Raw genomic sequence first — 12,032 nt, 5'->3', positions numbered from 1 at the left:
AATAAGGATTTAAAACAGATTCAGTTTATTTTGCAGCCCGTTCTTTTTCAATCAAGTAGTCCACGACTTGAGTCACTTTAGCATCTTCACCTTGCACAATATATTTACCATTCACTGTCACCGCAGGAACACCACTGAGTTGATAGCGCTTGGCTAAGTCTTGTGCTTGGGCAATTTTTGAAGTAATGGCAAATGATTTATAAGTACTGTTAAATTTCGCTTCTGGAATACCAAACTGAGTATAGAACTTGGCTAAAGCAGCTTGCTCTAGAATCGGTTGATTTTGATCATGAATGGCATGGAATAACGTCAGGTGGGTCTTTTTACGTACACCCAAGGCCTCAGACACATAATAAGCTCGCGCCGCTTGTTCCCACACTGGATTCATGGCTGCTGGCGTACGCACAAAACGCACATCTTTCGGTAGTTTTTTCAACCAAGTCTGCATATGGGGTTCAAGTTTAAAACAGTGACCACAGCCATACCAAAAGAATTCGCGGACTTCAATTTTTCCTGGCACTTCCACCTGTACAGGTGTTGGTACGACGATATAGTCCTGACCTGCCACAAAATTTGCAGCCATTGCACTGCCCGAAATTGCGAAAACAGCGGTTGCTAAGCCACTCAAAAGGAGTTTTTTCATTGAACTTATTGTCCTCAAAATCATTATGATAAGTTTATGCAAATACTATAAATCAAATATGCCAAATTCGTTTTCATTCTGTGAACTTTTTTCAGGCTTTTATCGCTTTTTCTAGAATAAACGCTACACTAAGCCCTATTGAACGTTTTAAATATCATGACTTAAATTGAGGTGCCGACGATGTCGCAACTGAATGTTGATCCACAAGAAATTGCCAAATTTGAAGCATTTGCTGCCATATGGTGGGATCAGCACTCGGAGTTCCGCCCTTTACATATGATCAACCCACTACGCTTAAACTGGATTGATGAACATGCAGGTGGACTCAATGGGAAAAAAGTTCTTGATGTCGGCTGTGGTGGCGGAATTTTAGCTGAAAGTATGGCACGTCGTGGTGCAGATGTGCTCGGCATTGATATGGGCGAAGCCCCCCTGAATGTGGCACGTTTACATGCAGAACAAGAAGGTGTTGAGCATATCGAATATCGCCAAATTCCAGTTGAACAGCTCGCAGAAGAACAAGCAGGACAATACGATATTGTGACCTGCATGGAAATGTTGGAACACGTACCCAATCCAGCCTCAATCATTGCAGCCTGCCATAAACTGGTGAAACCAGGCGGTCATGTATTCTTCTCCACCATTAACCGTAATCCCAAAGCCTACCTGTTTGCCATTATTGGCGCTGAATATGTCCTGCGCATGTTAGCCAAAGGCACCCACGATTATCAAAAATTCATTAAGCCCTCAGAACTGGCACATGATATTCGCGGCGCAGGGCTCAAACTGAAAGACATGACGGGTTTACATTACAATCCATTGACCAAACGCTATTGGTTAGCGCCGAATGTCGATGTCAATTATATGGTGTATACCGTCAAAGAAGGTGCTGCATGAAAGCCGTCTTATTTGACCTTGACGGCACCCTGATCGACACTGCCGCCGACTTTATTCGCATTATTCAAGACATGTGCCGTGAAAAAGGCATCGCTGTGGTCGATGCAGACCTGATCCGTAGCCAAGTCTCTGAAGGTGCACGGGCGATGGTGAAATTGGTTTATCCAGAACTGGAAGTCGAAGACCCGATTTTTTTGGCACATCGTCAGCGTTTTTTAGATACCTACGGTGCCGATATTGCAGTAGATACTGACCTGTTTTCGGGCATGTATCCGCTTATTGAAAAACTTGAAAGCCAAGAGATTCCATGGGGCATCGTCACCAATAAACCGCGTTGGCTCAGTGAAGCATTATTAGACGCGCTGGATTTGACAGCGCGCTGTGCAGTTTTGGTCTGCCCAGAGGATGTCTCACAAACCAAGCCTGATCCTGAACCGATGTATTTGGCTGCCAAGCACATCGCGATTGCGCCTGAAGACTGTATCTATGTCGGCGATCATCCCCGTGATATCGATGCGGGTCGTAACGCACAGATGTATACCATTTTGGCGGCTTATGGTTATTTACCATTCGCGCACAAAGATGACTTAACAGCATGGCAAGCAGATTGTATAGTGAAGACTGTGGCTGAATTGGACGATGTTATTCAGTCTCTCGTGAGTCAAACTACACCGTCCAATTCACTAACTTGATCACAATTAAAAAATCAAAATAACGAGGAGGTAATGATGAAATATTCAGAATATCAACCTCGCCCCGATCTGCTCAAAGATCGCATCATCTTAATTACAGGTGCGGGCGATGGTATTGGTCGTGCTGCCGCATTAAGTTATGCCCTACACGGCGCAACTGTAGTGCTGCATGGACGTACCTTAAATAAGCTCGAAGTCATTTATGATGAAATTGAAGGCTTAGGTGCGCCGCAACCTGCAATTTTACCCTTGCAGCTGTCGAGCGCCTCTCCTCGTGATTATGAATTACTGGTCGACACCTTAGAGCGCCAATTTGGGCGCCTAGATGGCATTTTGCATAATGCGGGCATCTTGGGTGAGCGCACAGAACTGGAAAATTATCCTGTCGATGTCTGGGATGATGTCATGGCCGTCAACTTGCGTGCGCCATTCGTTATGACTCAAGAGTTAATGCCACTCCTGAAAAAATCTGAGCATGCCTCCGTGGTTTTTGCCAGCTCAGGTGTCGGGCGTGAAACGCGTGAACGTTGGGGCGCATATTCGGTGTCTAAGATCGCGATTGAAGCGGTCAGCCAACTGTTTGCTAAAGAAAATACCTCACCGAATATCCGCTTTAACTGTATCAATCCCGGGGCGACCCGCACTGCAATGCGTGCAAAAGCCTATCCCGATGAAGATCCAAAAACATTGCCAACGCCTGAACATATCATGCCTGCCTATCTGTACTTGATGGGCGATGATAGTTTACATATGAATGGTCAAAGTATTGATGCACAAGACTAAAATGTGTTACTCAAGAGGAAGCTTCGGCTTCCTTTTTTTACGCGTTAAACTGAAGCTTAGTCATCTGAAACATGATCTCAAGTTCAGAAAAGGTTGTCTTTTTTCAATTTTTGCGGATACTGATGCCCAACTCCATTTTTGAAGCATATGCTATGACGGACTTGAGCAACATCACTGTACAACCCACTGAAGATGGTATGGTTAGCCTGTTGATTGACCAACAACCCATTTCAGAAAAATATGGGATGAAGTTTGAAGCCAGTATTGTGAAGGAACTTCAAGCGCTGGAAAATGGTGCCACCCTGAAACTTTTCGACCAGTTTGTTTTTGCCCATACCGACTTGAACTTTGAACATAGCTATCACTACGTCACGGTCATTGCAAAAGATGATGAACAATACAAAGCAAAGAAAAGCTTTGTTTATCGCATCAAAATTGAGGGTCAACCCGACATTGAGCATGCCATCAGCAAAAATGGTGAACCGATGACCACCGCAGATGTACGTGAATTTATTCAAGCGCATGTGCAGAAGTCATTGAGTGATTATACCGACCTCAACTACGCCTATTAAGCCGAATCAGCCAAGTTGAAAACTCAGCTTGGCTAGCTCGATATTTTAAATCGTATTTTTAAATTATTTTAATATAAATATTCGGTTTTTAAGATCAATATTTCCTATTTATCATTCTGATTGATCAAGAATTGAAAATAAGGATGCAGCATGGCTGATTTGCAACGTAAACATGACACCATTCGTCATATCCATAATTTACAACTACCCGAAAGCCTGATTTGTGCTTTGGACGATGCCAAACAAGCTGAAGCAGTGGTTCATTCAATCCGTTCATTACAACATCTAACGCAGCAGTGGAATTAAATAATGCACTATGCGTTCTTTGAAAAAGGGAGATCTGAGCCCTCAAAATGAGTCAAAAATCAGAAGATACGGACTGTTTGCTTTGGACTTTAGCGCAATTGATGATTTAATTCAGGCTTAGAATTGGGCATAATCTTCTTAATATCTCTGCATTTGTTAATAAATACCCAATTCATCTTCACAGTTTCTCTGCATTTTTTTCGTACATTATAGGAAAGAATGAAATTACCTTAATGAGGATTCAACATGAAAAAGATTTTGACAGTATTGGCAATCTCTTTCAGTGCTTTGATGGCAAGCAGTCTCAGTACTGCTGCCCCTCAGTTTGACCACGATCATCCACGCTATGGCAATGAGCCACGCGGACGTGACTTTCGCGATTCAGGTAATGACGATCAGCAAGATCGTCGACGTATGCGCGAAGAGCGCGGTGTCAAACGTTTACAACAGCATAAATGGCAACAAGGTTATGTCATGCCACAGCATTACCGTGGTAACGGCTATAAAGTCGAATATAAAGACCATAACCTTCCAAAGCCAAACCGAAATCAGCAGTGGTACAAAATCAACAATGACTACATCTTAGTCGACGCAGACAGCAACAATATTCTGCGGATTATGGGGCTTTAATCTGCGCTTTATTTTGTACAACTCAGTGACATTATTATTAAGACCTGAATCAACACCCTTTCACCCGCTTTAGCGCGACTGCATATTCTTTTCAAGAGACTACAGTCAGGCACAGGATGGAGGGCGTTGTTTCAGGTTTTTTATGCGCCAAAGCTTTAGTTTGTAAGCATTGCAGAAAAACAACAATCTCCTCAGTCTCTTCATACATTTCACAATTCACCTAAATAGCCCTCACGTTTTCTCTAGAGTTATTCGCTAATTTTGAATGATCGAAACAAGACTCATACTGGATGAAAGCAATGAAAAAAATTCTGACTGCAATCACACTCTCTTTAGGCGCACTCATGGCCACATCTGCAATGGCAGCACCGCAGTACTATGACCGCTCGCATGATCATGACTCCGGTTGGGATCATCGCGATGACCGTCGTTGGGACAATGACAACCGCTACCAAAACAAACGTGTTAACCCAAGCCGTGACTGGCGCTCAGGTCAAACTTTGCCACGCGGCTATGACTCATCGCGTTACCATGTCAGTGACCGAGAAGCACGTCGCCTACCCAACACTGGGCGCTACCAACAGTGGTATAAGGTCAATGGTGACTATGTTTTAGTCAATGAACGTAATAACCGTATCCTGCGTATTATCGGTTAATTCTGGCTGGTGTCACAAAACCGATAGAACACCTGAACATTGCTTCAGGTGTTTTTCTATTTAAGACTTCCTCTTCTGCATTTTTTGATTAAAATCATGCTAAGCAGTTCATTTTGAGATAGGCATGCAAACGAATTCCATCGAAACACATCACAGTACAACTTTGCAGTATGTGCATTGGTTTCGACATTCTGCGCCTTATATCAATGCTCACCGTAATAAAACCTTTGTGATTATGTTCGATGGTGAAGCCGTTCAGCATGATAACTTTCAACATATTATTCACGACATTGCCCTGCTGCATTCACTCGGGATTCGCCTGATCTTGGTGCATGGGGCACGTCCGCAAATCAACCACAACTTAAAACAAAGCCAACTACAAACGCCATTTCATCAGTATCGTCGCGTCACCACCCGAGAATCGTTGGGCTGTGTAATGAACGCGGTGGGCTCGATTCGTTTACAAATTGAAGCCTTACTGTCGATGGGACTGGCCAATTCACCGATGTATGGCGCACGTATTGATGTGGTTTCAGGGAATTTTGTCACAGCCAAGCCCTATGGCATTCGCGATGGGGTCGATTTTCAGTTAACCGGCGAAGTCCGTACGGTCGATACCGACGCCATTCAACGCCATTTGGATAATCACAATATTGTGCTGCTCGGGCCAACAGGCTATTCCACCACAGGCGAAGTATTCAATCTTCTGGCAGAAGAAGTGGCGACCCGCACAGCGATTCATCTTAAAGCGGACAAATTGATTTTCTTGGGCAAACAACATGGTCTGCTCAATGAACATGGTCAGTTGCAACGCGAAATTTCTCCCCACAAGCTCGATGCACAAATTGAAAAATATCAAGATTCGAATCCAGACATTGCGGTACATTTACGCGGTGCCAAAAAGGCCTCGACGCATGGCGTCCATCGCGTCCATCTGATTTCCTATGCTTATGATGGTGCCTTGGTTGAGGAGCTCTTCACGCGTGATGGTTCGGGCACCATGATTACCGATGCCCATTATGAAGAAGTCCGTATGGCCAACATTCAAGATGTTGGCGGGCTGATTAACCTACTACGCCCACTTGAAGAAGAAGGCATTTTGGTTTATCGCTCACGTGAACGTCTCGAAAACGAAATTGGCCAATTTGCGGTGATTGAACGTGATGGCATGATCTTGGCCTGCGCCGCACTCTACCCACTGCCAGCAGCAGAGGGTGAAATCCGCAGCGCTGAAATTGCCTGTGTCGCAGTCGACCCGAGCTATCGCAAATCAAATCGCGGCAGCCAAATTTTGCATTATCTCGAAGGTAAAGCCCGCAGTATGGGCATTCAACAGTTGTTTGTACTGACCACACGTACTGCACATTGGTTCTTAGAACATGGCTTTGAAACGGCTAATGTCGATGAACTTCCCAATGCACGCCAAGCCTTATACAACTATCAGCGTAACTCGCTTGTCTTTAAAAAGCCACTTTAAGTGGCTTTTGCAGGATTATGGATATCTTTATTTCTCATATCTTTATCGAGAAAACACCGCAAAAATCGCTCAAATCTATATTGCGTGAAACACTAAGCTTATTCCAAAAATAAAAATACCTTTTAAATAATAAATATCAATCAGTTAATCTCAATAAATTTTATATTTTATGTTTTTTATATTGCTGTTTTTTGCATAAGTTTTGCACTTTTGTTTTTATCTTTTTTTTTCATGTCTAAAGCCCGATTTCTTATTTTTTCTGAAAAGAAATGCCCATTAGCGTATGTGTTCACCAACTCACTCACCTTATTTATTTGGAGTTATGAAACACATGAGCACTTCTCGAGCACAGTTCTGGATCAAAACAAGCGTTCTTTCTGCAGCAGTCGTGGGTGCCATGATGTTATCTGGATGTGGGAAAAAAGAAGCTGAAACCGTCACACTGAATATTGGCTTTCAAAAATATGGCATTTTGCCCATCGTCAAAGAGCGTGGCACTTTAGAAACGGCGCTTAAAGCACAAAATGTCCAAGTCAAATGGGTCGAGTTTCCTGCAGGTCCACAGCTCCTCGAAGGCTTAAATGTCGGCAGTGTGGTCTTTGGTGAAGCGGGTGAAGCGCCTCCGATTTTCGCACAAGCTGCAAATTCGAACTTGGTTTACATTGCCAACCAGCCTGCTGCACCTAAAGCAGAAGCACTGATCGTACAAAAAGACTCAAAGATTCAGAACATTCAAGATTTAAAAGGCAAACGGATTGCACTCAACAAAGGTTCAAATGTGCATTACCTGCTACTTAAAGTATTAGAAGCGAATAACCTCAAACTTTCTGATATTGAAGCAGTCTATCTACCCCCATCAGATGCACGTGCTGCGTTTGAACGTGGTGCAGTCGACGCTTGGGTCATTTGGGATCCCTTCTTTGCTGCCGCTGAACACCAAATCTCAGCACGTGTGATTGCTACCGGAGAAAACTTAGTCAGTAATCATCAGTTCTATTTGGCCGATCGTAAATTTGCCGAAACCCATCCAGAAGTTTTAAAAACGGTCGTCCATGAACTCAACACCACCACACAGTGGGTCGAACAAAATCAACAACAGGCAGCCAAATTGTTAGAAAAACCGACAGGCTTGTCTTTAGACATTTTACAAAGCTCGATTGGGCGTATGGGCTTTGGCGTTCAACCCATTTCAGCCGAAGTCGCAAAAAAACAGCAGTACGTTGCGGATGCTTTCTATCAACAAAAACTCATTCCGAACAAACTGAATATTGACGCTGCCATTATTAAACAAAAATAACGAGATCATTATGAAAACACTTAAAACAGTTTCCAGTATTGGTATCGTCACCTTGAGTCTTGGACTCGGGGGATGCCAAAAGCAAGACACGGCAGCAACAAATACTTCTGAAAAGCAGGCAGCAGATCCAGTTAAAACCCTGTCGATTGGCTTTCAAAAGTCATCTTTGAACCTATTGGTCGCACGTGAGCAAAAATTATTTGAGCAGCAATTTCCTCAAGCCAAAATTGAATGGAAAGAGTTCCCCGCTGGCCCACAAATGCTAGAAGCCTTGGCCGTCGGTGCAGTTGATTTTGGCTCTGTGGGCAATACCCCACCGATCTTTGCTCAAGCTGCTGACAAAGAGCTGAGTTATGTCGGCTATGAGCAAGTTCCGGCCAATGCTCAAGCGCTGTTGATTGCTAAAAATAGTTCCATTGATTCAATACAGGCCTTAAAAGGCAAACGGATTGCGGTTCAACGCGGTTCAAGCGCGCATGAGTTACTGGCGAAAGTTCTACAAAAAGCAGGACTCAGTTGGCAGGACATTCAACCGATTTGGCTGCCCCCTGCGGATGCGCGTGCCGCGTTTGATAAACAATCCATCGATGCATGGGCCATTTGGGAACCCTACCTCAGTGCAGCAGAACAGGATGCACATGCCAAAGTCTTGATTGATGGCACGGAATTTCCACAAACCTATTCTTTTTATATTGGCAACCCCAAGTTCATTCAGACCTATCCTGAGGCCACCGCTCAGTTCATTCACGGGCTGAATCAGGCCGATCAATGGGTGCTAAAAAACCAATCGCAAGCACTTTCGGTCTATACCCAAAGTACGGGTTTACAGCCCTCTATTGCCCAAAGGGTCATCGACAAACGTCTGAAACCTTCACCAATTCAAACCCTGACGCCTGAAGTGGTACAAGCACAACAACAAATTGCGGACTTGTTCCAAAAGGTGCAGCTCATTCCAAAACACATTCAAGTTCAAAGTACCGTTTGGGTTGCACCGAGCAAACCTTAAACGACTCTATCTAAGGATTTTTTAAAATGAAAATTTTCTGGTTTATCCCAACTCACGGTGACAGTCGCTACTTAGGTACCAGCAAAGGTGCTCGTCAAGTGGACCATGCTTATATGAAGCAAATTGCGGTTGCTGTGGATCATTTGGGTTATGAAGGCGTACTGATTCCAACGGGTCGTTCATGTGAAGATCCATGGTTGACCGCAGCCAGTCTGATTGATGCCACAAAAAAATTAAAATTCTTGGTTGCATTACGTCCAGGCGTGACCACTCCGGCACTGGCTGCACGGATGGCAGCCACCTTTGACCGTCTCTCCAATGGTCGGGTTTTATTGAACTTGGTGACAGGTGGTGATGAAAAAGAACTGCAAGGCGATGGCGTTTATGAAGACCACTCGACTCGCTATAAAACTGCCAATGAATACGTCAAAATTTGGCGTGAGATTTTAACCCGCTCCCATGCAGGTGAAAGCTTTACCTTTCACGGCGAACGTCTAAAGGTAGATGATGCCAAACTACTATATCCACCTGTGCAACAACCCTACCCTCCACTTTGGTTTGGCGGCTCATCGGATGATGCCATCGAATTAGCGACTGATCAGGTCGATACTTATCTCACATGGGGCGAACCCCCTGCTGCTGTTAAAGACAAAATTGACACTGTCCGTGCCAAAGCCGAAGCCAAAGGCCGTACGCTCAACTATGGCATACGTCTGCATGTGATTGTGCGTGAAACCAATGAACAAGCATGGCAAGCGGCGGAAGAGCTCATTCAATATGTCGATGATGCCACCATTGCTGCGGCACAGGCTAAATTTAAGAGCATGGACTCGGTCGGTCAACGTCGCATGGCTGAACTGCATAATGGTGACCGTAGCAAACTGGAAGTGTCCCCAAACCTTTGGGCTGGCGTAGGTCTGGTTCGTGGGGGTGCAGGTACGGCATTGGTCGGTGACCCTGAAACGGTTGCAGCCCGTATTCAAGAATATGCCGACTTGGGCATCAGCACCTTTATTTTCTCAGGCTATCCACATCTTGAAGAGTCGATTCGTTTTGCCGAGTTGGTGTTTCCACTCCTGCCGCTTGAAACTCAAGCAAAGTTGGCACAACCAAATTTAACAGGCCCCTTTGGTGAGATTGTGGCAAACAACTATACCCCCGATGAAAACAAAAAAGCAAAAGTGATTCAGGAGCCTGCCTAATGTCCAAAATCGTTTCAGTGCAAACCCTCCAGCAGGAAAAGGTTTCACGTGGAACTCAGTTGGGGCAGCTATTGCTGCCTTGGCTCTTTCCTATCGGCTTGATTGTGCTTTGGCAAATTGCCTCCAGCACAGGACTTTTAGAAAGTCGGATTTTACCTGCACCAACGGCAGTAGTTACTGCTTTTTGGCACCTGCTACTGAGTGGGGAACTATGGAAGCATGTGCAAGTTAGTGCAGGCCGTGCCTTACTCGGCCTATTGGTGGGTGGAGGTTTAGGGCTCTTTCTGGGTTTGTTAAATGGTTCATCGAAAACGGCGTCAACCCTGCTCGACACCACCCTACAAATGATCCGAAACATTCCCGCACTAGCACTTATTCCGTTGGTGATCTTATGGTTCGGGATTGATGAAACCGCCAAGCTGTTCTTGGTTGCGGTCGGGGTCTTTTTCCCTATCTACATCAACACCTATCACGGCATACGTTCGGTAGATCCACAACTGATTGAAATGGGGAAAAGCTATGGCTTGACCCGTTGGCAATTGTATAAAGAAATTATTTTACCGAGTGCGATGCCCTCTATTTTGGTCGGGCTGCGCTTTTCACTGGGTTTGGTGTGGGTTCTGCTGATCGTTGCCGAAACCATTTCAGCCCAAGCGGGCATCGGTTATATGACCATGAATGCACGTGAATTTTTACAGACCGACATCGTCTTGGTGGGGATTTTACTGTATGCCCTACTTGGAAAATTGGCTGATGTACTGGCCGTCACATTAGAAAAATACCTGCTGCGCTGGCATGCAGGATACCAAAAATAAGGAGTCTGAGATGACTGATTTAAGCCTTGGTCGCCATGCCAATATTCCGTCGCCGCCAAATCACAATCAAGACATTAACCCTCAAGCGGTGCTTGGGGCCGAAATTATTATCGAACAACTGCATAAGTTTTATGGTTCAGTTAAAGTCCTTGCAGACTTAGATCTGCATATTCAGCCGGGTGAGTTTTTAGCCATTGTCGGACGCAGTGGTTGTGGTAAAAGTACCCTCCTACGCCTGATTGCCAACTTAGAACAACAAAGCTACGGCGAAATTAAGTTTAAGTCCGCACGACACCTCCGCGAAGGGATTACAGCAGACGATATACGGGTCATGTTCCAAGATCCACGACTGTTACCATGGCGCTCCATTGAACAAAACGTACAACTAGGTTTGCCGAAACAACAACATGCCACTGCCTCGGGTCTGCTTGAAAAAGTCGGACTCAAAGAAAAAGCGGGACTTTGGCCTTCGCAGCTCTCTGGGGGACAGCGTCAACGGACCGCTTTAGCACGGGCTTTATCGCATAAACCACGGATTTTATTGCTCGATGAACCTTTGGGAGCACTCGATGCCTTAACCCGCTTAGATATGCAGAATTTGATTGAAAAATTATGGACGGAACAGGGCTTTACCGCCATTTTAGTCACCCATGATGTCAGTGAGGCCGTTCAACTGGCCGATCGGATTATTTTGCTAGACCGTGGCCATATTGCCAAAGAGTTTCAAGTCGACCTACCCCGCCCTCGCGTCAAAGATATGCAGTTCAATACCCTTGAACAGCAGGTGTTAAATGCAGTTTTAGCCACATAAGTAGACTAAAAAATCCTTAGCTTGGGGGGCTAAGGATTTTTTATGCTGAATTTCAGTAAAAAAAGCAGAAGACTGTCATATGACTTAAGCATACTTTATTTTAAACAATGTAATAAATTTCACGTTATTTTTATCAAAACATACCACTTCACATTGAATCATTTCATATAGTTTAGACAAAATAGTTTTTATATAATTATATTTTATTGGACAACTTTTAGAATTTATCGCAATTTAAGAGCCAA

The 12,032-nt window shown here is 44.5% G+C and carries 14 protein-coding genes; 13 read left to right on the top strand and 1 reads right to left on the bottom strand.

Annotation, left to right across the window (positions count from 1 at the left end; translation table 11 throughout):
• Window positions 1-25: 25 nt before the first annotated feature.
• On the bottom strand, window positions 26-643 hold the full coding sequence (locus tag GVX98_RS00270) for a thiol:disulfide interchange protein DsbA/DsbL (RefSeq protein ID WP_004983833.1): 618 nt from the start codon (window positions 641-643) through the stop codon (window positions 26-28).
• Between the two features lie 180 nt (window positions 644-823).
• Here GVX98_RS00270 and ubiG point away from each other — a divergent pair, with 180 nt between their 5' ends.
• The 13 genes from ubiG (at window position 824) to GVX98_RS00210 (ending at window position 11,787) form a co-directional block, all read left to right on the top strand.
• Window positions 824-1,540 (top strand): bifunctional 2-polyprenyl-6-hydroxyphenol methylase/3-demethylubiquinol 3-O-methyltransferase UbiG, encoded by a 717-nt coding sequence (gene ubiG, locus GVX98_RS00265; RefSeq protein WP_004983831.1) that lies wholly within the window; start codon window positions 824-826, stop codon window positions 1,538-1,540.
• Window positions 1,537-2,232: an HAD family hydrolase gene (locus GVX98_RS00260; protein ID WP_004983829.1), complete on the top strand. Its 696-nt coding sequence runs from the start codon at window positions 1,537-1,539 to the stop codon at window positions 2,230-2,232. Before ubiG ends, GVX98_RS00260 begins: the two co-directional genes overlap by 4 nt.
• A 36-nt stretch (window positions 2,233-2,268) precedes the next feature.
• Complete coding sequence (locus GVX98_RS00255; protein ID WP_004983827.1) at window positions 2,269-3,015, top strand: YciK family oxidoreductase; 747 nt, start codon at window positions 2,269-2,271, stop codon at window positions 3,013-3,015.
• A gap of 152 nt (window positions 3,016-3,167) precedes the next feature.
• Window positions 3,168-3,587 (top strand): hypothetical protein, encoded by a 420-nt coding sequence (locus GVX98_RS00250; protein ID WP_035327193.1) that lies wholly within the window; start codon window positions 3,168-3,170, stop codon window positions 3,585-3,587.
• A 150-nt stretch (window positions 3,588-3,737) separates the two neighbouring features.
• Window positions 3,738-3,893 (top strand): hypothetical protein, encoded by a 156-nt coding sequence (locus GVX98_RS16720; RefSeq protein WP_171503292.1) that lies wholly within the window; start codon window positions 3,738-3,740, stop codon window positions 3,891-3,893.
• Between the two features lie 246 nt (window positions 3,894-4,139).
• Window positions 4,140-4,523, top strand: a complete 384-nt coding sequence (locus GVX98_RS00245) for an RcnB family protein (RefSeq protein ID WP_004684183.1) — start codon at window positions 4,140-4,142, stop codon at window positions 4,521-4,523.
• Between the two features lie 299 nt (window positions 4,524-4,822).
• The gene (locus tag GVX98_RS00240; RefSeq protein WP_159126938.1) at window positions 4,823-5,179 is read left to right on the top strand and encodes an RcnB family protein; all 357 of its coding nucleotides are present in this window, start codon (window positions 4,823-4,825) and stop codon (window positions 5,177-5,179) included.
• Between the two features lie 124 nt (window positions 5,180-5,303).
• The gene (gene argA, locus GVX98_RS00235) at window positions 5,304-6,656 is read left to right on the top strand and encodes an amino-acid N-acetyltransferase (RefSeq protein WP_058868595.1); all 1,353 of its coding nucleotides are present in this window, start codon (window positions 5,304-5,306) and stop codon (window positions 6,654-6,656) included.
• 331 nt (window positions 6,657-6,987) lie between these two features.
• Window positions 6,988-7,953, top strand: coding sequence for a sulfonate ABC transporter substrate-binding protein (locus tag GVX98_RS00230; RefSeq protein ID WP_159126937.1), 966 nt, complete (start codon window positions 6,988-6,990; stop codon window positions 7,951-7,953).
• A 10-nt stretch (window positions 7,954-7,963) separates the two neighbouring features.
• Window positions 7,964-8,959 carry an aliphatic sulfonate ABC transporter substrate-binding protein gene (locus tag GVX98_RS00225; RefSeq protein WP_159126936.1) on the top strand — a complete coding sequence of 332 codons (996 nt, stop codon included), beginning with the start codon at window positions 7,964-7,966 and terminating at the stop codon, window positions 8,957-8,959.
• A 26-nt stretch (window positions 8,960-8,985) separates the two neighbouring features.
• On the top strand, window positions 8,986-10,161 hold the full coding sequence (gene ssuD / locus GVX98_RS00220; protein ID WP_078390027.1) for an FMNH2-dependent alkanesulfonate monooxygenase: 1,176 nt from the start codon (window positions 8,986-8,988) through the stop codon (window positions 10,159-10,161).
• Window positions 10,161-10,976, top strand: a complete 816-nt coding sequence (gene ssuC, locus GVX98_RS00215) for an aliphatic sulfonate ABC transporter permease SsuC (protein ID WP_159126935.1) — start codon at window positions 10,161-10,163, stop codon at window positions 10,974-10,976. The genes ssuD and ssuC overlap by 1 nt, the downstream gene beginning before the upstream one ends.
• Before the next feature lie 10 nt (window positions 10,977-10,986).
• A complete protein-coding gene (locus GVX98_RS00210) occupies window positions 10,987-11,787 on the top strand; it encodes an ABC transporter ATP-binding protein (protein ID WP_159126934.1) in 801 nt (266 codons plus the stop codon).
• The last annotated feature ends 245 nt before the right edge of the window (window positions 11,788-12,032 follow it).

It is taken from the genome of Acinetobacter sp. 8I-beige (assembly GCF_902505955.1).
Classification (GTDB): Bacteria; Pseudomonadota; Gammaproteobacteria; order Pseudomonadales; family Moraxellaceae; genus Acinetobacter; species Acinetobacter johnsonii.
Note: the sequence above shows the minus strand (reverse complement) of the source record. Positions and strands in the feature narration are given on the sequence as shown.